The 23,334-nt window shown below is 40.7% G+C and carries 20 protein-coding genes and 1 pseudogene; 10 read left to right on the top strand and 11 right to left on the bottom strand.

Annotation, left to right across the window (positions count from 1 at the left end; genetic code table 11):
* Window positions 1-329 precede the first annotated feature (329 nt).
* The gene (locus tag V7L20_RS12605; RefSeq protein WP_334744397.1) at window positions 330-566 is read right to left on the bottom strand and encodes a hypothetical protein; all 237 of its coding nucleotides are present in this window, start codon (window positions 564-566) and stop codon (window positions 330-332) included.
* Window positions 567-995: 429 nt separating this feature from the next.
* On the opposite strand from V7L20_RS12605, the gene V7L20_RS12600 reads away from it, so the two are divergent.
* Window positions 996-2,303 carry a glutamate-5-semialdehyde dehydrogenase gene (locus V7L20_RS12600; RefSeq protein WP_334744396.1) on the top strand — a complete coding sequence of 436 codons (1,308 nt, stop codon included), beginning with the start codon at window positions 996-998 and terminating at the stop codon, window positions 2,301-2,303.
* 147 nt (window positions 2,304-2,450) lie between these two features.
* Entirely contained in the window at window positions 2,451-3,398 is a 948-nt protein-coding gene (locus V7L20_RS12595; RefSeq protein WP_334744395.1) for an L-lactate dehydrogenase, read from the top strand.
* Between the two features lie 67 nt (window positions 3,399-3,465).
* On the opposite strand, the gene V7L20_RS12590 is transcribed toward V7L20_RS12595, so the two are convergent.
* Complete coding sequence (locus V7L20_RS12590) at window positions 3,466-4,878, bottom strand: isochorismate synthase (protein WP_334744394.1); 1,413 nt, start codon at window positions 4,876-4,878, stop codon at window positions 3,466-3,468.
* Between the two features lie 480 nt (window positions 4,879-5,358).
* Here V7L20_RS12590 and menA point away from each other — a divergent pair, with 480 nt between their 5' ends.
* The 3 genes from menA to V7L20_RS12575 all read left to right on the top strand — a co-directional run bounded on the left by menA (window position 5,359) and on the right by V7L20_RS12575 (window position 8,918).
* Complete coding sequence (gene menA / locus V7L20_RS12585) at window positions 5,359-6,255, top strand: 2-carboxy-1,4-naphthoquinone phytyltransferase (protein ID WP_334744393.1); 897 nt, start codon at window positions 5,359-5,361, stop codon at window positions 6,253-6,255.
* 72 nt (window positions 6,256-6,327) lie between these two features.
* On the top strand, window positions 6,328-7,440 hold the full coding sequence (locus V7L20_RS12580; RefSeq protein WP_334744392.1) for an o-succinylbenzoate synthase: 1,113 nt from the start codon (window positions 6,328-6,330) through the stop codon (window positions 7,438-7,440).
* On the top strand, window positions 7,425-8,918 hold the full coding sequence (locus tag V7L20_RS12575) for a 2-succinylbenzoate--CoA ligase (protein ID WP_334744403.1): 1,494 nt from the start codon (window positions 7,425-7,427) through the stop codon (window positions 8,916-8,918). Before V7L20_RS12580 ends, V7L20_RS12575 begins: the two co-directional genes overlap by 16 nt.
* Here V7L20_RS12575 and V7L20_RS12570 read toward each other — a convergent pair.
* The 4 genes from V7L20_RS12570 to V7L20_RS12555 all read right to left on the bottom strand — a co-directional run bounded on the left by V7L20_RS12570 (window position 8,911) and on the right by V7L20_RS12555 (window position 12,593).
* The gene (locus V7L20_RS12570) at window positions 8,911-9,357 is read right to left on the bottom strand and encodes an acyl-CoA thioesterase (RefSeq protein WP_334744391.1); all 447 of its coding nucleotides are present in this window, start codon (window positions 9,355-9,357) and stop codon (window positions 8,911-8,913) included. The genes V7L20_RS12575 and V7L20_RS12570 overlap by 8 nt on opposite strands.
* Window positions 9,358-9,489: 132 nt before the next feature.
* Window positions 9,490-10,221 carry a hypothetical protein gene (locus V7L20_RS12565; RefSeq protein WP_334744390.1) on the bottom strand — a complete coding sequence of 244 codons (732 nt, stop codon included), beginning with the start codon at window positions 10,219-10,221 and terminating at the stop codon, window positions 9,490-9,492.
* Window positions 10,222-10,473: 252 nt separating this feature from the next.
* A complete protein-coding gene (locus V7L20_RS12560; RefSeq protein ID WP_334744389.1) occupies window positions 10,474-11,187 on the bottom strand; it encodes a Crp/Fnr family transcriptional regulator in 714 nt (237 codons plus the stop codon).
* 2 nt (window positions 11,188-11,189) lie between these two features.
* Entirely contained in the window at window positions 11,190-12,593 is a 1,404-nt protein-coding gene (locus V7L20_RS12555; protein WP_334744388.1) for an amidase, read from the bottom strand.
* 435 nt (window positions 12,594-13,028) lie between these two features.
* On the opposite strand from V7L20_RS12555, the gene V7L20_RS12550 reads away from it, so the two are divergent.
* On the top strand, window positions 13,029-13,544 hold the full coding sequence (locus V7L20_RS12550; RefSeq protein WP_334744387.1) for a hypothetical protein: 516 nt from the start codon (window positions 13,029-13,031) through the stop codon (window positions 13,542-13,544).
* A 165-nt stretch (window positions 13,545-13,709) separates the two neighbouring features.
* Window positions 13,710-14,024, top strand: a complete 315-nt coding sequence (locus tag V7L20_RS12545; RefSeq protein ID WP_334744386.1) for a hypothetical protein — start codon at window positions 13,710-13,712, stop codon at window positions 14,022-14,024.
* A gap of 878 nt (window positions 14,025-14,902) precedes the next feature.
* Here V7L20_RS12545 and map read toward each other — a convergent pair.
* From map to V7L20_RS12520, 5 genes and pseudogenes are all read right to left on the bottom strand, one after another.
* Window positions 14,903-15,730: a type I methionyl aminopeptidase gene (gene map / locus V7L20_RS12540; RefSeq protein WP_334744385.1), complete on the bottom strand. Its 828-nt coding sequence runs from the start codon at window positions 15,728-15,730 to the stop codon at window positions 14,903-14,905.
* Window positions 15,731-16,009: 279 nt separating this feature from the next.
* A pseudogene (locus V7L20_RS12535) lies at window positions 16,010-16,096 on the bottom strand (copper-binding protein); the annotation flags it as partial.
* Between the two features lie 488 nt (window positions 16,097-16,584).
* Window positions 16,585-19,437, bottom strand: a complete 2,853-nt coding sequence (locus V7L20_RS12530) for a M16 family metallopeptidase (RefSeq protein ID WP_334744384.1) — start codon at window positions 19,435-19,437, stop codon at window positions 16,585-16,587.
* 138 nt (window positions 19,438-19,575) lie between these two features.
* Entirely contained in the window at window positions 19,576-20,019 is a 444-nt protein-coding gene (locus tag V7L20_RS12525) for a VOC family protein (RefSeq protein ID WP_334744402.1), read from the bottom strand.
* Between the two features lie 66 nt (window positions 20,020-20,085).
* Window positions 20,086-20,595 carry a TIGR02652 family protein gene (locus V7L20_RS12520; protein WP_442943534.1) on the bottom strand — a complete coding sequence of 170 codons (510 nt, stop codon included), beginning with the start codon at window positions 20,593-20,595 and terminating at the stop codon, window positions 20,086-20,088.
* Window positions 20,596-20,839: 244 nt separating this feature from the next.
* On the opposite strand from V7L20_RS12520, the gene V7L20_RS12515 reads away from it, so the two are divergent.
* From V7L20_RS12515 to V7L20_RS12505, 3 genes are all read left to right on the top strand, one after another.
* Window positions 20,840-21,367, top strand: coding sequence for a gamma carbonic anhydrase family protein (locus V7L20_RS12515; RefSeq protein WP_334744382.1), 528 nt, complete (start codon window positions 20,840-20,842; stop codon window positions 21,365-21,367).
* A 131-nt stretch (window positions 21,368-21,498) separates the two neighbouring features.
* Window positions 21,499-21,624 carry a photosystem II protein Y gene (locus tag V7L20_RS12510; RefSeq protein WP_229492065.1) on the top strand — a complete coding sequence of 42 codons (126 nt, stop codon included), beginning with the start codon at window positions 21,499-21,501 and terminating at the stop codon, window positions 21,622-21,624.
* Between the two features lie 311 nt (window positions 21,625-21,935).
* The gene (locus V7L20_RS12505) at window positions 21,936-23,237 is read left to right on the top strand and encodes a bifunctional folylpolyglutamate synthase/dihydrofolate synthase (RefSeq protein ID WP_334744401.1); all 1,302 of its coding nucleotides are present in this window, start codon (window positions 21,936-21,938) and stop codon (window positions 23,235-23,237) included.
* Window positions 23,238-23,334 lie beyond the last annotated feature (97 nt).

The following is a 23,334-nucleotide window of genomic DNA, read 5'->3' as shown; positions in this document are numbered from 1 at the left end:
ATCAGTCGCTAAAAAATTTTGTGTATGCTAACTTCTGGTTACCCTAATTTTCTCTCATCACAATGAATTAGCCCTGCTTTTTAAGGGGGTCGCCGTAGGCGGGGGGATCTTATCCGAACCGTATTGCCCAACACTGAAGCTATTTCTAGGCTTTTGTTGACACGTATGGGCATCGCCATGCCTCTACAATAAATCTATATGTATCAGGTTTTCGTGAATTGGTATGATTTCTAAGTTGCATAAAAAAAGGAGGCAGTTACTAACTGCCTCTTGATAAATTAAAGCTTGGATGGACTGAGAAATGCTTTGATCGCAGGCTAGAAACTCAGCTAGCTACTCAAGAACATAATCAAGACCATTCTCAGGATAATCGATCCACTGCCAAGGATGAATGACCAAAAGCGATGGTAACTGTTAACAATTGTGCCATTTTCACTTTGGAGTTGAATCAAATCCAGCCAAGGTGCAACACCCCGACGGAAGCAACCCATCATCCCAACTTGTTCGCCAATCAAGCTTTTGACTTGCTTCATGCCAAACAAAAAATTGCCATGTGGCCAAAACATGAGGCGTAATGCAGATAAAGCATTCCGCTATGATCCTAAATTTTTAAATCGGAACCAAATTTAGATCCAGCGATCGTCATCACAATTTCGGAAAAATTCAAATATTGGTGGTATAAATTATTTCCTTAAGGAAAAGACTAGAGAAACATGAATTACCATGTCTCTCTAGTCCCCGGTACGCATAAATCATTTTTAAGACTTTCAACTAAGCTCTGTAACAATACTTATATTAATATTTTTAGTGCGGTAAGTTGATTACTTTTAATTTGTCTGGGTTCAATAACCATAGAATAGATGTTTTGAACCAAGTTTTGCTTCACCCGATCAGACTAATTATTGATTACCCAGATGGTTCACCCGATTGGGGGAAGACGATAAGCAATGATGAATTCACATTGATAAAATGAGGAAAAGGTAAAGATTTGTAGTATGACTATTGTTAACATTGCTTCTCCCCTAATTACGATCGCAGGGCAAACCCGCCAAGCTGCAAGTAAGCTAGCGATTCTCTCTACAGAAGCAAAAAATCAAGCACTTGTTGCGATCGCTCAAGCTTTAGAATCAGCTAGAGATGAAATTTTACAAGCAAATGTTGCTGATTGTGAAGCTGCTAGTTCTGAAGGAATTCCCAAACCGCTTTATAAACGCTTGCAGTTGGATGAACATAAATTAAGAGATGCGATCGCTGGGGTACAAGATGTTGGTAAGCTAGCTGATCCTATCGGTAAAGTACAGATTCACCGCGAACTTGACACTGGCTTAATTCTCAAGCGAATTACTTGTCCTTTAGGTGTTTTAGGAATTATTTTTGAAGCACGTCCAGAGGCGGCGATTCAAATTGTTTCCTTAGCAATTAAATCGGGTAATGGTGTGATTCTTAAATGTGGAAAGGAAGCGGTGCGTTCTTGTGAAGCAATAGTTAAGGCAATTAAGCAGGGATTATCTCAAACTGCTGTTAACCCTGATGCGGTACAGTTACTCACAACTAGAGAAGAAACTCTAGAACTTTTGAAATTAGATAAATATGTAGATTTAATTATTCCTAGAGGTTCTAATTCCTTTGTGCGCTTTGTGCAAGAAAATACGCGGATTCCGGTATTAGGTCACGCCGATGGTATTTGTCATCTTTATATAGATAAAGCCGCCGATATTTCTAAAGCAGTTCCGATTACAGTAGATGCTAAGGCACAATATCCTGCTGTTTGTAATGCAATTGAAACTTTGCTAGTTCACCAATCAATTGCTAGAGAATTTTTACCAAAAGTCGCTGAGGCTTTGCAAGAACGCCATGTGGAATTAAGAGGTGATAAACGCACATTGGAAATTTTGCCTAATATCGTAGCTGCAAGAGAAATAGATTGGGAAACAGAATATAGTGATTTTATTTTGTCAATAAAGATTGTAGATTCTATAGAAGATGCGATCGCGCATATTAACAAATATGGTTCTCGTCATACTGACGCGATTATTACTGAAGATTCAGCATCTGTAGAAACTTTCTTTGGACTGGTAAATTCAGCTAATATATTTCACAATTGTTCTACCAGATTTGCTGATGGTTTCCGCTATGGTTTCGGTGCAGAAGTAGGAATTAGTACACAACAAATGCCTCCCCGTGGCCCCGTTGGGTTAGAAGGATTGGTGACATATAAATATCAAATGACTGGCGATGGTCATATTGTAGCTACTTACACTGGGGCGAATGCTAAGGCTTTTACTCATCAGGATTTAGTGTAAAGTATTCTCACATATAGGACTCATATCTGATTTCTGAACAATATTTAAAATGAAACCCTGATAAAACGGGCTTTTCAGTCTCAATATGTTTTAAAAAATCAAATCGGAGTTCTATAGTCAGTCCAATTATAAAAAAGTAGATTTCCCATGACTAGCAAAATATCCAAGGTCGGTATTATTGGTGCGGGTAATGTGGGTGCAGATGTAGCAAATGCTTTAGTGCTACTCGGTAAATGTGTAACAGTCGTCCTTTTTGACCGAACTTTATCAAAAGCTGAGGGGCAAGCATGGGATATTGAAGACACCATTCCCCTGCTTAAAGACATGGAGATTATACCATCAAATCAGTATGAAGATTTAGCGGATTCTGATATGATTATCGTGACTGTTGGGGTGCAGCAGAAACCTGGACAGACCCGATTAGATACGTTGAGCGACAATGCACAGATCATGCGTTCGACGATGAAAGAATTGGATCGAGTTGCACCGAATTCAATCGTACTTATCGTTAGCAATCCAGTGGATGTACTAACACGGATTGCGATCGCCAGTTCCACTAGAGCCGAAAACCTAATTTTCGGTTCAGGAACCGTTCTTGATACTGCTAGACTGAGATATCAACTTGGTAAGCGACTGAACGTTAGTAAACAAGACGTTCGTGTTTATGTGATTGGAGAGCATGGAGACAGTGAATTTGTCGTTTGGTCTAGTGCATTTATTGGCGCAATTCCGTTAACTGAATTTCCCATACCACAAGGAGCAACGCTAGAACAAATTCAGCAAGAGTACGCAGAGTTAACCCGTAAGCGAGGCTATAACATTTCTGAACGTAAAGGAAATACTAGCTATGGCATATCAATAGTAGTTTCTCAATTAGTTGATACCATTTTGCGAGATGAAAAGCAGATATTTCCAGTATCGGTGAGAGCAGATTCTAACTATGGAATTGGTAGTGAAGTTGTTCTTGGACTTCCATGTATCATTAGCTCCCAAGGTATTGAGCGCCAACTGGTGTTACCAAGAAATGCTCATGAACAACGTTTATTAGAAGAGTCAGCCACCAGATTGGATGAAGCCTACAACTCGGAAGCATAATTAAAATCAACTCACATATAGAACTCATATTTGATTGCGTGAAAAAACTTAGTACACCTTTATTCCTTTAAACTAATGCTTTGAGTAACGCCTGAAGTTTAAGCTGCACCTCTGCAAATTCTTTGTCAGGATCAGAACCAGCCACTATACCAGCACCAGCATACAATCTGGCGCGATCGCCATCAATTAATGCTGAACGAATTCCCACAATAAACTCGCAGTTCCCCTGAGAATCTATCCAACCCAGTGGCGCAGCATACAAACCTCTTTCAAAGTTTTCATAACGCCGAATTTCCGCACAGGCTACATCTCGTGCTGCACCAGCAACGGCTGGTGTCGGATGCAATTGAGCGACAATTTTTAATGGATGTATGTTAGCTGGAACTATCGCACTGATTGGTGTCCATAAATGCTGGATATTCGATAATTGTCGTAGCCGTGGTGCTAATATTTGGGGTAATAAACCTAGCTGGGATAGGCGTTGTGTGATGAAATCAAGCACCAGTGAATGTTCGTGCTTTTCTTTTTCACTATTAAGCAAGCGATTGGCATTAGCTGCATCTTCAGCAGGGGTTTTACCTCGTGGTGCAGAACCAGCTAAAGCATCAGTGATTAACTGTTGATTATTAATACTAATTAATCTTTCTGGACTTGCACCAATAAAGTTTTGTCCTTTGCCATTACTTATAGAAAAAATATAACAATTAGGATGTATTTGCCTAAGATTATTTAAGGATTTAACTAAGTCAAAGTGGTTGCTTGATTTTACATCTAATATATCTGCGAGGACAATCTTGCTTAAATGACTAGACCTAATTTTTTCCAAAACAGAGACTACTGAACGTTTAAACCCAGTAGCATTAGTGATAGATTTATTGTAGAAATTTGCTGGAAAACAATCAATATTGGTAGAGTAATATTCTAAAGATTGGATAAATTCAATTTTATTTTGCACATTTTCCAATAACCTTTGAATATTTACACTTTCACTGATAATTACATTTGTTACTAATATGCAACGCTGATTTTTTACAGCTACTTGCCAACGGGGAAGAAAGATGGTAGCAGATGGAAACGGATAATCTACTTGAGCATTTTTTTCAAAAAAGCTGAAATAACAAAAAAAGTGAGGCCCAGAAAAACCTTGGTTAGCGTTACTAAAATTAATTATATTTTTTAGACAAGATTTGATAAAATGTTCAGCTTGAGTAAAACGATCTACACCATCAATTTGTAACTTTGCCACGGCATCAATTGCTGCGATCGCTTCTCCTTTACCTTTGTCCTCAAAGTAAAAATTTATTTCATTTGCTTGTGTAAGTTTATCTAATACAAGTAAAGGGTCAACTAAATCGATCTCCTGAGAGATACTGACAATTTGCCTACAATTACTTTTGACGCACTTTTCTTGCACTGTTACCAAAAATTGATATAAATCTTTGTGTACAAAGAGGTTGTTACGACATGGTGAAACTGTCATGGATCTAGAGTAAATTTTTTTTAAGTTAACTTCCTAAAGTGTAATTAATCGTGGTCGTATTTCTACAGGTAACATATTAAGTTATTATTTCACCAGCGTAGGATTTGCGTTGTTTATGGTGTTCCTAGACCCTGACAAGCCAGTTTCAGCCCAAGTCTGGAACGTGAGAGTAGAGTGTTAACAACACAAGGTTAACAAGCCACAGTCAAAGTAGTAGTTGTTTTTAGCTTATGAATATCTAGTACAGCACGGCATAAATAAAGCTACCATTTCAACAGTTAAAAAGCCCAAATCATAAGTTTTTTGACTTTTCACTTTTGACACTTCGACTCCTTTCGACTGCGCCCTTCTGCTACGCTCAGGACAGGCTCAAGGCAAGTCGCTCAATCTTAACTTTTGACTTTTGCGTAGCGGTATGTATCTTTAAATATAAAATCTCAAGTGTAAGTAATTTTCCGGCAATTTAATTAATCACGACTGATGACAACCAAACAGATTTTATATCCCAACACTAAGTTATGGATGGCAGCGATTAAACCGCCAATGTACAGCGTTGCCATTATGCCCATTTGGGTAGGAACAGCAGTAGCATTTGCCGAAACTAAAAATTTTAATGGTGCAGTATTTTCTACTTTTGTAGCTGCGGCAATCTTAATTCTTGCCTGGGAAAATATCAGTAATGATGTCTTTGATTCCGAAACAGGTATCGATCAAAATAAGCATCATTCTCTGGTTAACTTAACAAATAATAAGCCATTAATATTTTGGATAGGAAATTTGTGTTTAAGTTTGGGGTTGCTGGGCATACTAGCGATCGCTCTTTGGCAACAAGACCTAACTGTTATCGGCATTATTTTACTATGCTGTGGTTTAGGCTATATGTACCAAGGGCCTCCCTTTCGCTTAGGATATCAGGGTTTAGGCGAGATTCTTTGCTTTTTTGCCTTTGGCCCCTTAGCAGTGGAGGCAGCATACTACAGCCAAACCCAAACTTGGTCAATGACAAGTTTAGCAGTCTCAGTCATTGTCGGGATTGCCACAACTTTAATTTTGTTTTGCTCACACTTTCACCAAGTTAAGGATGACATAGCCGCAGGCAAGCGATCGCCCATCGTCCGTCTGGGAACTCAAAAAGGGGCCCAACTCCTAGTTTGGTTTACTGGTAGCATTTATCCCCTCACCTTGCTGTTTGTGCTATTGGGAATTTCTCCACCGTGGACGTTATTGAGTTGGGTAAGTTTACCGTTTGCAGTCAAATTATGTCGCCACGTCCAAAAAAATCACAACCAGCCAGACAAAGTTAGTAACTGTAAATTCATCGCCGTAGCCGTGCATTTCTGGGCTTGCTTGCTGCTTGGACTGGGATTCATGCTTTAGTTGAACATTGAGCATTGGAGCAGAAGGAGAATAACTAATGATTCTTGAGAAAAGATAAAAGATTAATGACAAATGACAATTATGATAAAGCTTGATTCTCGCGTCGTGACATACAAATTTGAATTTCGTCCTTATCGGCGAAGATTTGTGCGTAGACACGGAGTGGCTTGTCGTCAGACATCGCTGACTACCAATCATGGTAATTGGGATATTCGTGAAGGTATTATCCTCAGTCTTACTGATGAGTCAGGTAGAGTCGGCTGTGGAGAAATTGCCCCCATTAGCTGGTTTGGTTCCGAAACCCTAGAACAAGCCTTAGATTTTTGTCGCCAACTCCCAGGAGAAATCACAGACGAGATAATTTTCTCCATCCCAGATGAATTACCTGCTTGTCAATTTGGCTTTGAGTCAGCCTGGGAGATGAGGAGTGGGAGAGATCAGGGAGATGAGGGAGATAATTTTATAACTTCTAACTCCTGTACAGACGCGATTAATCTTTGTACAGACGCGATTAATCGCGTCTCTACTCCTAATTCACTTTTCTACAGTGCTTTATTACCAGCCGGAGAAGCAGCTTTAAATCAATGGGAAACGTTGTGGCAGCAGGGATATCACACGTTTAAGTGGAAAATTGGTGTGCATGTGATCGCTGATGAACTAGAAATTTTTGAGTCACTGATACACACCTTGCCAGACTTTACCAAACTGCGATTAGATGCCAATGGTGGACTCAGCTTTGAAGAAGCTAACTTATGGCTGCGGACTTGTGACAATTTTAAGGCAAATAGAGAACTACCCATAGAAATTGAATTTATCGAACAACCGCTACCCGTTGAGCAATTTCAGCAAATGTTGGAATTAAGTCTGAGTTATGAAACTGCGATCGCTTTAGATGAATCTGTCGCCACACTTAGACAACTCGCCGCCTGTCATCAACAAGGTTGGCAAGGAATTTTTGTGATTAAGCCTGGGATAGTCGGATCACCATCTCGTCTGAGAAAATTTTGCCGCCAGCATAAAATTGATACTGTATTTTCATCAGTATTTGAAACTGCGATCGGTAGACTTGCAGCACTCCGGCTAGCGGCGGAATTATCCCGAAACAATAGGGCCGCTGGTTTTGGCATTGACCATTTTTTTGAACAAGAAGAAACATGGCTTCAAAGTCTATGGAACGACCTTTAGACTGTCTTAATAACCTAGCTCAAAATGATTGGCTTATTGGTTATAGTAGTCGTCAATTTAATCAAATAGCTCAAGAATTATATTTAGAACTAACACAATTATCTGCGTCTGGAATCCCACAAAAAATCATCTTAGCCGAACGCGAGCCATTACAATTTATAGCAAGTTTTATTGCCGCTTGTGCAGCTAATTGTCCAGTTTTTCTTTGTAACCCCGACTGGGTAACACAAGAATGGCAGCAAGTCTTTGATTTAGTAAAACCAGACATTATTTGGGGAATCGAGAATCGGGAGTGGGGACAAAGGGACAAGGAGAATAATCATGCCCAATGCCCCATGCCCCATACTTCGACGCCGCCCTTCGGCTCCCTTCCCTACGGGACGCTACGCGAACGGCGCCGCTCAGGGCAAGACGCTCAGGACAAGCTCAGTACAAGTGCCCCATGCCCACTCATAATGATTCCCACAGGTGGTTCATCAGGGCAGATTAAATTTGCCATCCATACTTGGGAAACTCTCATCGCATCTGTACAAGGATTTACAGAATACTTTCAACTAAAGCGAGTCAATTCTTTTTGTGTATTACCGTTATATCATGTCAGTGGTTTAATGCAATTTATGCGCTCTTTCACCACAGGAGGTCAACTGGCTATTCTGCCATTCAAAGCAGTAGAAGCAGGTCAAATATTCAATATTAAACAATCGGAATTTTTAATATCTTTAGTTCCAACCCAGTTACAAAGACTTCTGCAAAATTCCAAATTAACTGAATGGCTATCCCAATTTAATACTGTACTTCTGGGAGGTGCGCCAGCATGGAACGAACTATTAGAAAAAGCTAGATTTCATCGCATTCGGTTAGCACCTACTTATGGCATGACAGAAACCGCCTCTCAAATTGCTACCCTCAAACCCGATGATTTTCTCGGCGGTAAAATTAGTAGTGGTCAAATTCTTCCCCATGCAAAAGTAACTATTCGTAATCAGCAAGGCGAGATTTTAACTTCTAATCAAATCGGAAATATCACCATTCAGGCTCAATCTTTAGCCCTTGGCTACTATCCGATAACCAAAGAAAATCAAGCTGATTTCCAAGTAGATGATTTAGGCTTTTTAGACGAGCAAGGTCATTTAAATATTCTCGGACGTAACAGCGACAAAATTATTACAGGTGGAGAAAATATTTACCCAGCAGAGATTGAATCAGCTATACAATCAACTCAATTAGTTGCCGATATTTGTGTTATCGGCATCCCAGATAAACACTGGGGACAAGCTTTAACAGCGATTTACATTCCCAAAAAACCAAATACCTCTGCCTTAAAAATCCAAACCTTACTCAAAGACAAACTCAGCAAATTTAAAATTCCAAAATATTGGATTCCCCAGGAAAATTTACCTCGCAACTCCCAAGGTAAAATTAACCGCCAACAGTTACAGCAATTAGCCAGAGAATTCCTGCAAAATCCCATCACATAATCTCTCTCGACTTTCTTCTCTCTGCGCTTTCAGCGTCTTTACGGTTCGTTTCCAACCACTGAACTATCTCATCAGATAATTCCTGCTTACTTCTACTACTTGCATCAATACAAACATGTCTAGTAATAGCCTTAGCAACCATTACCTCAGCCACTGTAATTTCGTAAGTAATTTCAAACTTATCACCACCTATTTTTTGGGGAATTAAACTAATTAGTAACTTGTCCCCGCTAAACATAGGGCGCAAAAAATCGACACTAGCATGAACAATGGGGAAAGCTACAGATGGATTAGTAAAAAAATCTTTGAGATTAATGCTTGATGTTTCTAGAGATTCTTCATAAGCTTCATGACAAATACTCAAAACATTAGCAAAATAAACTACCCCAGCAGCATCAGTATCTTGAAAGCGAACCGTGCGGTTATAAGTAAAAGGCATTTTTGACAATTGAATATAAAAAATAGCAGGTTTATCGTCTGCTCTACAAACTATGCAAATGCTAACGGCGATACAATATTTTATCGCTCTGCGTCCAGATGCGCGTAAGCTTAGGAAAGCCTAGACTTCATATTACTTTTCAGATATATAGATTTTCAGTTGAATGCTTTCTCTCAAGCTGCTAAGGTAAGCTAGCAGCGCATAAATAAAAATCACAATTCCGGCCATTTCTAAAAACTCTTCAGCAATTATGCCAATTAACGATATTAGAGTGCGTCGCCCAAAATCTACTCTTAAAACTCCACTCACCATTTCCATACCTAATGCTCCACCCACATAAACAACTGCGGCAATTAGAAATAAATACCGAGTCTTATGAGGGAGATGGAGCAAAAATTTTAAATATTTAAATGCAAAAACTCCCATTAAAACAATAGCAGGGATAACCCAGGTTTCAAAAAATACAGGATTAAGATGAAGCGATTCTCGCACTGACGGAATGATCAAAATCTCGTGAAAACTAAATGCTTCATCCAAACTTAAAAAGAAAAATATCAAATATAGGGTTTTCCAGTAAGTAAAATAGCGGTCTTTCGTCTTAATAGCGGTAATTACTTTAAGTAATCCCGAACAAAATAATAGAGAGAATGAAGAATACCAGGCAGGAATATTGAATTCTCCATTTAGGTCAAATAGTTCGTAAAACCATTTGGAAGCTGGGAAGGGAAACCTCGATAGCCAGAAATAGCCACCTAGAGCGCCTGCTAAGGTGAGGCAGATAACTGTGATACTTAAACGTCGAGCAATTGTTTTAGCACTGAAATGAATTGGGAACTCTACACTATGGGTTAATAGTTGCTGCATACGAATATTGAGCTAATTTTCTCTATGTTGAATAATTAATTGGAAATTATCTCATATAGGCAAATAATATGAACCAACTCTTACAAAACTTTGACTACGGAAAATCTTAGATTTTGAACAGAATGGCGATCGCGAATAGAAATATAAGAATCCGCTTTGATTCCTGAATTTACTTACGTGGACAGGGAACAGGGATCAATACGTACTGAGTGAGTCTTGTTCAAAAATCAAATAGGAGTTTTATAGAACGTATTAGTTAATATCTTTAGGTAGGATTGTACCAGAAGCGATCGCATTCAATTTCTTTGTATCAAGTATTGTAATCTTCCCACCCCGACTATAGGCAATTACTGGTTTTAAACTTTTAATTAACCGGACACATTCTTCGTAAGTAATGCCGCTACTCCGAGCCATGCGATAATAAGGTAATTTCACTTTTAAACACTCGCCTTGCGAAGTTGATTCAGTTCCCGATTCAGCAGCAAAATATTGAATTAATCTGGCAAGGCGAACAATAGCTCTTTCAGAAATTAAGCCGTGGACTGTTTCATGTAATTGCTGAATTCGACTGTTAAAAACCATCAGCATTCGTAATGCAATTTCAGGATTTTGTCCAATAGTTTTTAATAAAGCATCTCGCTCTACAGTGAGTATTTCACAATCAGATTCAGCAGTCACAGTTGCCGGAGAAATTCCCTTTCCCAACAAAGCAGGAGCTGCAAAAATTTCTCCAGCAGCTAAGGCGCGGAGAATTGTTTCTTTACCCGTTGTTGCTGTTTTGGTAACTTGAATTGATCCACTGACAACAGCATAGAGTTTTGCTGGTAAGACATCGCCCTCATGCAGAATAATCTCACCTTTACGATACCGTTGCACCTGAGTATGAGGTTGCAAATTTATCTTTTCTACTGTTTCTAAACCTGTAAACACAATTATTTGTGAAAGTTGTTCCAAGGATGCCTGCATGATTAGCCTGATATTGCAAAGGCTGGACGATGATGAATCCAAGGGTTAGCTGCTTCTAATTGTGCTGCTAGGCTGATCAGTGTGGCTTCCGCCGCAGGTTTACCAATTAGCTGCACACTGATGGGTAAACCATTACTATCAAAGCCTACAGGAATTGCGATCGCAGGTTGTCCAGTTGCATTTGCAGGCGGACAAGGGGCAACCCACTCAATAATATTTTGGAATGTCTCTTCTGGACTCAGAGAAGCCCATTCCCCAATCCGGATAGGTGAATGTAAATAAACTGGCAATACCAGCACATCCACAGTATCGAAAAACGCTACAATTTGCCGTGCCACTATCTGCATTTGAGAAACTGCTTGCAGGTACTGGGCAACAGAATCTGTGCGCGCAAATAACCAGCGATTCACTGGCTGCAAGGCTTCAACAGGAAGTCCTGACGCAGCCACCCCAGCTTGCCAAACGATTTGAAATGGTTCAACTAAACCGCTAAAATCTGGAGATTTTTGTTCAACGTGGTGGCCGAGTTGTTCTAATAACTCAACTGTTTGGCGGACACCTTGCTGACAATTGGCGTCAGCTTCTCCCAAAGGAGAAATGCTAGTATCAAAGGCAATTCGCAAAGCACCAAGTTTTGTCCCAGTAGCGGCGAGAAATGATGGTTCGGGATCTGGTAACCAGTAAGGATCGCCTGTTGTATAGCCAGATATGGTATCCAAAAGGGCAGCAGCATCAGCCACAGTCCGGGCTATCGGCCCGTTGACGGCTATTCCAGCGAGGCGTTCGCCTACGGGTGCTTTACTAACCCTGCCCCTGGATGGCTTTATTCCCACCAAACCACAACAAGCGGCAGGCCCCCGAATTGAGCCACCACCATCAGAACCTTGAGCGATCGCACACAATCCTCCTGCTACCGCCGCCGCCGCCCCACCACTGGAACCGCCAGGAGTGTATTCTAAATTCCACGGATTTCTGGCTGGGGGAAAACCCGTAGGTTCGCTGTATGGAAATGAACCTAATTCGGAAGTGGCTGTTTTACCGAGAATAGTAAACCCAGCTTGCTTAATCCTTGTTACAACCCCATCATCATATTTAGGGATATTGTTCAGTAATGCTGGATTTCCATAAGTGCAAGTAACATCTGCTACAGCATTGAGGTCTTTAATGGAAATCGGCACACCAAAAAATGGTGGTAGTTCTGAAGTAGTTGTCAATAATTCTGTTTTGGCTTTGGCATCTGCGATCGCTAATTCTGCCGTTACCGTAAAATAGCTTCCTAATTGAGGATTCAACCGCCCAATCCGTTCTAAATATATTTCTACTAACTCTAGCGGTGATACTTCCCGACGACGAATTAATTGCGCCAACTCTAGTGCTGGGGTAAATGCTAAATCAACTTCATTCATAGATTAGTGAATGGGTAGTTTTGGCTTTCTCTGGGATTTTGAAACTTAAATTGTTACTTTAGCAGGATTTGCGGGAACTATACATTTTATGGCTCCTGAAAATTGCCACTCAAGGAAGAGGCAGTTCTTGAAGAAGACTTAGGGACAAGGAGAATGGAAGACTTGTTGCAAGTTCTAACTTTTGTCACCTTGTCCCCAAGTCTTTCCCTACTCCCTTACCTCTTTTTCAAGCCATTTTAATTGTTTTGCATAAACTTTCAACAAATCCCTAATACCGTTTCTTTGTGAAGGTGCGCTAAATCTCTTAATTTCTTATTTCTTGGCGTACTTGGCGCTCTTGGCGCTTCGTTTTTTATTTCTTGCCCCATAAGCGCATCTTCATACAGAATTGGTATAAGGGGTATTTATGGCTAACTAAAAATACTTGTTAGTGGATTGCCAACACTGATTCAGAGCCTTAAGCTGACTATTGGCGATTCTAATCAAATCATGGAGCAAATTTTCCTGATCAATAATATTCAGGAACAACTACGTAATATTAAGAAATTAATTGCTCAGAAATTGAGATTTGAGAACGTCAAAAATTCTGCGATCGCTACACTTCCTCGGATAGGTAGTCTACCTAGTTTGTTTATACCTAGTGTTGGATTAGTAGAACCTGCGATCGCAGAAAAATTTGGCCACTCAAAAACTCAAATTTCATTAACTGAACTACTATTAAAAGTTGATAGCTGGATTGAATGGGGTTATTTTTTGCAGGCAATAGCTGCTGATATTCTCAGTGATACTCTGTTTGTAAATCAACTAAATTCTGATATTAATCATCTAAATATACGCACCAAATTTCAGATTATTGCTGAAAATTTAAAAAATAACTTAGTTTTTGAAGATATTAATCTTTTCGAGCGTCAAATTCAAAAAATTAGCAATTATCAAAATGAATTATTATAACTGCAACAGAAGTTAAATTATGTTTTTGATACTATTAAAAATAGCCGGACTTTATTAAAAATTGTATTAGGTGTGTCTGCTTTCTGTGGTAAGTCTGGTTTCGTCTTAGAGTGGTTAGATGATGACCACGAATTAATTATATCGAGTCAAGGAAAATTCCAAGAATTGACAGATATTCTCAATGATTGTGATTTTTTACAACAACAAATTGCTGCTTTAATTGTTCAGGGTGATACTTTAAAGAAACAGACAAAACAAGCCCTAAAAAAGATTAAACAAGAAAGTAGTAAAGAACCAATTATTAGCCAGCATGTAGAAATAGTAGCATTTTCGACGCCAAAAATAGTACGTTCAGCTTTGCCCATAGCCTCAAGTTTATTAATCTTGGGTTTTGGTGATTGGATAATTAAAGAGCAAAGTCCACAATTGCAGCTGATGAGTCTATCGTCAAATCATTTTCAAATTGTTATCAGACTGTAGAACCTGTAACCCTTAACCAATAACAATTTGAAAACGATTAGCTATTTTACAAGATTGATAGAATTAATAGGAGTTAAATCGACGCGCCTATACTGACCCGCAGGTATATTATATGTATCCGTATTCGGACACTTGGTTCCATTCAAGTCTGTACATAGCTTGACCGAAGCACCTCCAGTCTGGTTATTCTTGACGTAATATTCACCTATCTTATTATATATTCTGTGAGGACCATAGGTGTAATAGATGTCACCCGGAATAGGATATGCATAAGTGATATTACCAGTCGGATAGATACAAACGTATCCATCGTTACATCCTAATAAGAATAGGGTGTCCAGCGCTGCAGCAGGTGTAGTCGTCGTCATACCGAGCAATAGCAAACCGCTCAAAGACAATAACCTAGAACCTACACAATTTAAGAGTTTCATAAAATTTTTAACAATGGTAGATGTTTTAAATTAAAGTACAAACTCCGAAAATTACAAAAATAAATTATTAATCTTTACAACCCTAATCTTTCCCTGACCGTCCCCCTTCGCTACCCAATAGCCAATCCCAGTTTCCCAAATAAGCCATTAGGACACAGCCCATCCCCTCAAGATGGGCTGGTATGGGTTCTAGGGTGTCTCACTATTGTCTCACCAAAGGAAAATTCGCTGAGACGGTGAGACAGTGAGGTGAATTTATCGGGGGACAGACTTGATGTGCTGCGGCGCTCAGATAAATAATTCAAAACTAAAAAACGATTACAATATTTATGATTTATCTAAGAAGTTACGAATCCGAGCTTTTCGATTTTCGTAAAAAAATTAAGAGGCAAATCGCTCTCTTTTGACGCTTCACCTCTCTCAACAACAGATAATTACAACTAACAATTACACCTTAGAACGATCTGTCAAAATCTCATAACCAGTCTCTGTCACCAATACTGTATGCTCAAACTGAGCCGACAAAGAATTATCTACAGTGACTGCTGTCCAACGGTCAGATAATGTCCGGGTGTGTCTAGAACCCGCATTTAAAATTGGCTCAATTGCCAGCGTCATCCCTGCACGGAGTTTAACATTTGGCATCTCGCGGGTACGGTAGTTGAATACTGAAGGTTCTTCGTGCAAGTTACGACCGACACCGTGTCCAGTGAATTCTTCAACTATAGTAAAACCGTTAGCTTTCACATGGTCTTCAATTGCTCCAGCTAAGTCAAGCAGATATACACCAGCTTTTACTTGCTCAATGCCCTTATATAAAGCTTCTTCTGCTACGCGAATTAATTTAGCAGCTTCTTGGGTCACTTCACCTACAGCAATTGAAATGCAAGAATCACCATGAAAGCCTTGGTAATAAGCGCCCGTATCTACTTTTAATACATCTCCCACGCGGATAACTTTCTTGGGGCTAGGAATGCCATGCACTGCTTCATTGTTAATGCTAGAGCAAATAGAACCCGGAAAACCGTGATATCCTTTAAAACTTGGTGTTGCACCCATTTCGCGGATACGTTTTTCTGCGTGAGCATCTAAATCAGCCGTAGTCATTCCTGGCTTTACTAGCTCGGAAATTTCTTTTAGCACAGTTGCCACAATTGTCGCTGATTGCCGCATGATTTCAATTTCACGCGGTGATTTAATTTCAATTCCTCGGCGCTGTTTTTTCGATGTTCCAGGCTGAGTTGTTTGAGGAAGTAAGTTACTGAAAATGTTCATGGGAAATTAATAATTACTGGTGGCTCTGACACTGAGTATTAATGCTTTATCTAAATTACTTGAGAAATAATATCTATAATTTAAGTTATTTTAATTCCTGATAGGGATTCTTCCAGTTTAGCCGCTAACGTATATATAATAACACATTCGGCTACTCCTGATATGTTGGGCTTGAATCAAAATCGCTATAACTTATTATTCGCTGCACACTATAGGACTGAGATAAATTATCTTTAATTGAAACATTAGATCCCTGTCAAATACTGAGTTAAATAATTTTTAATTCTTGATGGCAATTTCTCCCGTCATACCTGCTTCCGTATGTCCCGCTATTGGACAACGCAAGCCATAAGTGCCAGATTTCAGATGTAATTACAATTTTGTAAAAATGGTTGCAAATTTTCATCACTAGTTCTCAAAAGGCAATGCTATTAATAGGTAGCGGTAAAAACTACTTATCCATTCTTTATTATGACTTACGCACAGGTAACGGAAAACGAACCACAGAATACGCACAGAAGCCAGTGCGCCCTTGCGGGTTCCCCGACTTGTTCGCTCTTAGCGTTCCCGTTCGCGCAGCGTCTCCGTCAGGAGAAGGGTAGCAACTGGCGCGTTACGGAGAAATGAGAGTTTAAGAGGGTTTTGTGTAAGTCCTATTTATATTATCCATGCCTAATGCCCATCTCTACTACTGGTCAAATTTAAATTAATGAGTAAGCAAGTTCGTAGTGAGTTAGTCGCTAATGGGGGAAACCCCCATTAGCAACTAACTTTCCCGTTGGGTAAGGACTTTAGTGCTTGTTTTTTTAGCACTTTAGTGATTACTACAAACCCTCAATAGCTTGGACATTGTACTATTTCATGCTTTTCTCTGCTAAAACAGATGGGCCAGCAGTAACGACTACGATTTGATCTGGGTGGAGTAACTCACGAGCCGCTTGATTAACTTGGGTAAGGGTGACTTTCTGGATTTTGTCAGTAATGGAGTGCAATTCTACTTTATCGAGTCCATATACCTCATTCATCAGAATTCTATCTATTAATTCCTCTGGGTTTGCCAGGGAAACATTGTAGTTACTGATGAGGGTGCGTTTAGCTGTTTCTACTTCCAGTGCGGTAACACCTTGTTGATGGATTTGCTGTAGTATTTGACGGGTGCTAGCGATCGCTTTACTGCTATCTTCAGGACTAGTTTGCATTTCTATCAAAAATGTGCCTGCATTCTTCCCGGCTTGGAAGGAGCTATAAATTCCATAGCTTAAACCTTGGCGATCGCGCACTTGGGCACCCAGTTTACTAGATAAGGTATCGCCTCCCAAAATCTGGTTCAATACTAAGGCCGCGTGAAACCGAGGATCGTAACGGTTAATTCCTGTGTAACCCATATATGTCACAGCTTGGACTTTACCTGGTAAAACTGGGTTGACACTAACTATTTTTTCCGGCATTGATACCGTGGGATATTTCAATGTGGGTGCTTGGCCGCGAACTTCCCAGTTACCAAACTCATTTTTAATCAGCGATCGCACTTTGTCTAGATCAAAATCTCCCACCAGCGCCAACACTGTCGTATCTGGACGATAATGTTTAGCTTTGAAATCAATCACATCCTGGCGCTGAATCTGCTGTAAACTCTCTTCTGTAGGAAAAGTATGTAAGGGATGTTTTTTCGGGTAAATTGACTGAACAAATATTCTTCTGGCTACTTCTGATGGCTCATCTAATTCCAATTGCAAGTCAGTTAAAGTTTGTTGGCGATGTAATTCCAATTCTTTAGCTGGAAAGGTACTATTTTTAACAACATCTGCCAATATCTCAAGGAGTATCGGCAAATCAAGAGTTAAACTATCACCTTCGATATGCACACCTTCGCGGTAGGCATGAAAATCTAGACTTGCCCCTCGTTGTGCCAAGAGTTTGGCAATAGTTAAGTCATCCTTGCTCTTAGTGCCATTCAGCAAATTGTCTGCCACGAAAGCAGCCAGTCCAGCTTTATTCTCTGGGTCAAATTCCGTCCCGGCTTGTATGTGTCCGCTCAAGGTGACGGTGGGAGTACTACGATCAGGTAACAGTAATAACCGCAAACCGTTGGTAAATTTGAATTCCTGTGGTAACACTTGGGCAATTGCATCTGTAGCCAAATCCACAGGCGGTAAGTACTTCCCCACCTCAGAAGGAAGCACAGGTACGCCAGGAGAAAAATTCTCTGTAGTTTGGGCTGAGTCTGGTTTATCACCAACTTCTGTTGTCCGCTTCTGGGTTGGTTCAAAAAAGCCTACTGTCCTGGCTCCTTTTTTCAAGTATTTATTAATTACAGCGACAATATCCCTCGGCTTCACCAGACGTACAGCAGCCAAATAGCGGTCTGTATAGCGATAATCACCAACAGTTGTCTCATCATTACCCAATTGCATTGCTTGAGAGGTGATATCACGGTTACTCAAAATTACATCTGCTGTTAATTGGGTTTTGGCTCGTTCTACTTCTTCAGAGGTTACGCCTTTTTCTGCTACATTAGCGATCGCGCTACTCAAAACTGAATCAATTTTTTTCAAATCTTGTTTAGAACCAGCCGTCACTAACACCTCATACCAGCCAGATTCTCGCAAACTGGTAACGGATGCTGTAACTTCACTAGCTAAACCTGATTCTACCAATGCCTGATAAAGTCTAGAATTCCGTCCCTCTGTCAAGATGTAATCCATTACATCCAGCGCAGGCACATCCGGTTGATTTGCATCCGGTAGCGGATACACCGCTTGTAACAAACGCCCTGCCCCCGGTTCTCGCAATATTATGGGAGATGAGGGGGATGAGGAAGAAATAACTCCTGCCCCGTCTCCCCTCTCCCCCAATCCCCACTCCGTGGGGGCCCCGAGTCTCCCTACCCCCTGCCCCCTGGGTAGTTTGCTAAATACCTCTTTAATTGTTTCCAGGGTATTGGCAGTTTGAAAATCTCCAACAATAATTAAGACGGCATTATCAGGACTGTAAAAATTGCGGTAATATTTCTGTACCTGTTCAACCTCAAATTTCTCGACATCAGCTTTAGTGCCACCTACAGGCAACCCATAAGCATGATTGGGAAACACCGCCTGCATGACGGCACGATTGAGGCGATATTCAGGGCTATTTTCATAACCCTGTAACTCGGAAATTACTACCCGCTTCTCACTTGCCAGTTGTTCTGGCTCAATCTGCGAATTTTGCATCCTGTCTGCTTCCAGCACTAAAAGCGCTTTCAGCTTGTTTCGTTCTACAGTACCGTAATATGCAGTTTGATCGTAGCTGGTGAAAGCATTGGAATCACTACCTAAAGCACTAAACAAACGGCCAAATTGAATTGGACGGTTTAGAGTACCTTTAAACATCATGTGTTCCAACTGGTGGGCAATGCCATTTACGCCCGGTTCTTCGTTGCGTGAGCCAACCTTATACCACACCTGCACCGTCACGACTGGCGCAGTATGCACTTCCTTTGTCAAGACAGTTAGACCATTCTCCAGCACTGTCTTGCGGACATTTTGTGTCAGTGTTGAGGGCATTATTGTTTTTGCTAGCAAGGTTGACTGGTAGTTTTGTTTATTAGATATGGCTGCATGTTGGCTATGAGCAGGTTTACTGCTCAACAAAAAAACTGCTACTAGCCATAAGCTTAAAAATAATAATGGCAAAGGATACTTATAAAATCTGGAAAATCCATACATGTATTTAGCAGATTATGTCAATTAAATTACATAATTATTGGGGAAAGTTAGGATAGTTTAATCTGTCTAAAAAATCTGTTACCTCAGTAACAATACAGAAAAAAATATATTAGCAATATAAGGTAATAAAAAGCTAAATTATGGGAATTTTGCTAAAACCCGAATGAATTCCAGAGGTAAGCCATCGGTATCGGCAATGAAAGCTACTTCGTAAATGCGATCGCCTATTTGCTGTTGTGTCGGTTCTAAAAGTACCTTCAACGCTTGTAATTCTTCGGGTTGACTCTCAGCCGATAGTAATACACGTTCTTGTAAACTTGTCAACCAACTAGGTAAATCTGGTGTAATTTCAGTTAAATCGAACGAGAGATGATAATACCCCACATAATGCTCATCAGCAAAGGCATCTGGGGCTGGTTTTGGTTCGGGAATTTGGATTAGTTCAATTCTGCCGCCTAATCCTTCCATCCAGCAAGCTAGAGTGTAGCCTGTAGTAAAGCGTTCTGAAATTGTAAACCCTAAATGTTCGTAGAAAGCGATCGCTCGATGAATATTCGCAGTCCGAATCGAAGCGTGGTGCATAATTTGTCCTTTGTCAGTTGTCATTAGTCATTTGTCAAATGACCAATGACTAATGACCAATGATCATTATTCAAACAACCTGAAATAAGGGTAGCGTACAGGGACACCAGGCTCTTTTTCTAAGTCAAAATTGATCACTTCCCAACAGGGATCATCTGAGGTATCAGGGCTAAACTCCACGGGTAAACCGTATAAACGCGCAGTAGTAGCTTCTGGTTGTACAGAACGCCAAGGTGTGCTGCGCTCCAAGTAGCCACTCATCAATTCCTGATAGCGTCGAGCAATTATTACTCTTGTTGCTCGAAAGCCCTGGGTATAGAGCTTATCTAATGCTTCGTGAATTTCAAAGCGAATACCATCGGGATGAGTATGCTGTCTATACCATTCATTGTTCCACCTTCGCCAATGACGCCCCGATTGCAAATGGATTAACTCTCCATTTTTAGGATTAGCTTCAAACGCGCCATGACGGGGACACAAATAGGTATCTGTTAATGTCAGCGCCGGAATAGTCTGGCGACAATGCGGACACTGTATTTCCGGCCCAAACATCGGGTACTGCAAGCCTGGATTCATCATGAAGTGCGTACAAACATAATTTTGTCTTCACCAGCATTTTTGTGTATTATATTATACACTTATGCTCCACTACTTTGGGTTACTTGCTTACTGCTGCACCGACACTGAGTTTAAATAGTAGCAATATTCACTAGTGTTTTCCTCACTATAGAGGCTTGACACTGTGATATCCTAGTTGTGCAACCAGCTTCAAAGGTTGGAGTTTCTCCAGTGTTCCTGGGTACCATATTCATATTCTATCGTGTCTACCGCTTCTTACTGGACATCTCCTGATTTTTCTCAAGCTGCCTTTATCGCAGCTAATGCTGTTGTTATAGGTTCGGTAAATATAGCAGCAGGGGTGAGCATTTGGTATGGAGCAGTGGTTAGGGGAGATGTAGAACAGATTGAAATTGGCGAATGCACAAATATTCAGGATGGTGCAATTTTACATGGCGATCCTGGTTTTCCGACAATTTTAGAAGATCATGTCACTGTAGGGCATCGTGCTGTGATACATTCCGCTTACATTGAACGTGGAAGTTTGATTGGCATTGGCGCAGTGATTTTAGACGGGGTACGAGTGGGTGCTGGTAGCATTATCGGTGCTGGTGCAGTAGTAACTAAAAATGTACCGCCTTTGTCTCTAGTTGTGGGCATTCCTGGCAAAGTGTTACGCCAAATAACAGAGACTGAAGCATCAGAACTGATTGAACACGCTAAACGTTACCAAAAGTTAGCTTTAGTTCATGCTGGTAAAGGTACTGATATTGGTTTTAGTAAGGCTTAGGAAGTGCCTCATGCCCAATAATTTAATCATTCTTTACATATCTACTTGGAAAAGTTGCCCACTTCAGCTAAAAATAAAAATGAGAGCAGTTGACAAAACTTTAATTTCTACTTAAGAGAGGGGTTCTAGATATGGATATCGATTTCCGTATAGCGATCGTTTTAGCACCAGTTGTTATTGCTGCTAGCTGGGCAGCGTTTAATATTGGCGCTGCGGCTTTAAGACAAATCCAAGGCTTTTTAGATAGAGAAGCTTAAATTTATCAATAGGGCATGGGGCATGGGCCATTGGGCATGATTATTCTCCTTGTCCCCACTCCCTACTCCTCACTACTTCGGCTTCGCCCAACTATTGGAGAGGCTGCGCCTTAAGCGTAGCTATGCCGCAGGCTTTACAACTACGCCCTTCCCTACGGGACGCTGCGCGTAGCTTGCTTCCATCCACGAAGTGGTACGACTACGCCCTTCTCTACGAGAGGCTGCGCCTTAAGCGTAGCTATGCCGCAGGCTTTACGACTACCAAGAGGACAAGCTCAAGACAAGCTCAGTACAAGTCCCCACTCCCTTCCTTGAACATCGATTCTGTAATACAACCCCTGCAGCGGTTTGGTGTCCATTTAGGACTTGATCGCATCCTCAACCTATTAGCAAACCTTGGTAATCCTCATCACCAAGTCTCAGTAATTCATGTTGCTGGCACTAATGGGAAAGGTTCAGTTTGTGCCTATCTTTCCTCCGTACTCACTGAGGCTGGTTATCGTACAGGACGTTATACTTCTCCCCATTTAGTCGATTGGACGGAACGTATTTGTCTCAATGAACAGCCAATTTCCTCTGAGGAATTGAGTCAATTATTAGAAAAAGTCCAAGCTGCTATTCGCCCTGAAGACGAATCGGCAACTCAGTTTGAAGTAATTACGGCGGCTGCTTGGTTATATTTTGCACAAGCTAAAGTCGATGTGGCTGTGGTAGAAGTCGGGCTAGGAGGGCGCTTAGATGCTACTAATGTCTGCTTGGAACCACTCGTTACGATTATCACTTCCATCAGCCGGGAACACTGGCAACAACTTGGCCCTACTGTTGCTGACATTGCTAGAGAAAAAGCTGGTATCCTCAAACCTGGATGTCCTATTGTGGTTGGAGCATTGCCACCGGATGCACAGAAAGTTGTGCGATCGCGTGCCTTAGAATTACAATGCCCGATTTTTACGCCTCAACCCGCCCGTCAAATCGCTACAGGATGGGCAGAATATCAAACAATTCAAAATTCAAACTTAATTAAATACCCTTTGCCATTAGCCGGACAAATTCAATTAGCAAATTCAGCTTTGGCAATAGCAGCTTTAGAAATTCTCCAACAACAAGGATGGCAGATTTCTGAAGAAGCGATAACTAACGGCATGGCAAAAACTAAATGGCCCGGGCGGATGCAATGGACTACCTGGAAAAACTATAAATTATTACTTGATGGCGCTCATAATACCGCCGCCGCCGAAGTTCTTCGCCAGTATGTCGATAGCTTAGATGCAGTTAACCCCAAGCCCGTCAATTGGGTTATGGGAATGTTTTCCGATAAGGATCATGCTGATATTTTTACCGCCTTACTGCGCCCAGGCGATCGCCTTTTTTTAGTACCAATACCAGTAGAATCTTGGCCAGGTAGAACTTCTGCTGATTTAGACTACTTAGGAAACCTAGCTTACAGCCTCTGCCCCGAATTAAGCGATCGCCAAATTCATCCAGATTTATTCACAGCACTAGAAGCCGCAACCTCAACCGCTACCACAGACGATTTAATCATTGTGTGTGGTTCCCTTTATTTAGTAGGCGATTTTTTAGCAACAGCTATATCTATAAGTTCACTACAATGATTGTTACAAATACTTAAGCCTTTCTTATACATGGAATAACATTTGCTGCAAAGGTTAAAGTATTTGCAGCAAATGATTATACCTTTCCTGCAAATAC

The sequence above is a fragment of the Nostoc sp. genome, from assembly GCF_036916735.1.
Classification (GTDB): Bacteria; Cyanobacteriota; Cyanobacteriia; order Cyanobacteriales; family Nostocaceae; genus Nostoc.
Note: the sequence above shows the minus strand (reverse complement) of the source record. Positions and strands in the feature narration are given on the sequence as shown.

Coding starts and splice junctions, on each gene's coding strand:
- V7L20_RS12605 (WP_334744397.1), bottom strand. CDS start 566: ATGTTTTGGCCACATGGCAATTTTTTGTTTGGCATGAAGCAAGTCAAA.
- V7L20_RS12600 (WP_334744396.1), top strand. CDS start 996: ATGACTATTGTTAACATTGCTTCTCCCCTAATTACGATCGCAGGGCAA.
- V7L20_RS12595 (WP_334744395.1), top strand. CDS start 2,451: ATGACTAGCAAAATATCCAAGGTCGGTATTATTGGTGCGGGTAATGTG.
- V7L20_RS12590 (WP_334744394.1), bottom strand. CDS start 4,878: ATGACAGTTTCACCATGTCGTAACAACCTCTTTGTACACAAAGATTTA.
- menA (WP_334744393.1), top strand. CDS start 5,359: ATGACAACCAAACAGATTTTATATCCCAACACTAAGTTATGGATGGCA.
- V7L20_RS12580 (WP_334744392.1), top strand. CDS start 6,328: ATGACAATTATGATAAAGCTTGATTCTCGCGTCGTGACATACAAATTT.
- V7L20_RS12575 (WP_334744403.1), top strand. CDS start 7,425: ATGGAACGACCTTTAGACTGTCTTAATAACCTAGCTCAAAATGATTGG.
- V7L20_RS12570 (WP_334744391.1), bottom strand. CDS start 9,357: ATGCCTTTTACTTATAACCGCACGGTTCGCTTTCAAGATACTGATGCT.
- V7L20_RS12565 (WP_334744390.1), bottom strand. CDS start 10,221: ATGCAGCAACTATTAACCCATAGTGTAGAGTTCCCAATTCATTTCAGT.
- V7L20_RS12560 (WP_334744389.1), bottom strand. CDS start 11,187: ATGCAGGCATCCTTGGAACAACTTTCACAAATAATTGTGTTTACAGGT.
- V7L20_RS12555 (WP_334744388.1), bottom strand. CDS start 12,593: ATGAATGAAGTTGATTTAGCATTTACCCCAGCACTAGAGTTGGCGCAA.
- map (WP_334744385.1), bottom strand. CDS start 15,730: ATGAACATTTTCAGTAACTTACTTCCTCAAACAACTCAGCCTGGAACA.
- V7L20_RS12530 (WP_334744384.1), bottom strand. CDS start 19,437: ATGTATGGATTTTCCAGATTTTATAAGTATCCTTTGCCATTATTATTT.
- V7L20_RS12525 (WP_334744402.1), bottom strand. CDS start 20,019: ATGCACCACGCTTCGATTCGGACTGCGAATATTCATCGAGCGATCGCT.
- V7L20_RS12520 (WP_442943534.1), bottom strand. CDS start 20,595: ATGAATCCAGGCTTGCAGTACCCGATGTTTGGGCCGGAAATACAGTGT.
- V7L20_RS12510 (WP_229492065.1), top strand. CDS start 21,499: ATGGATATCGATTTCCGTATAGCGATCGTTTTAGCACCAGTTGTTATT.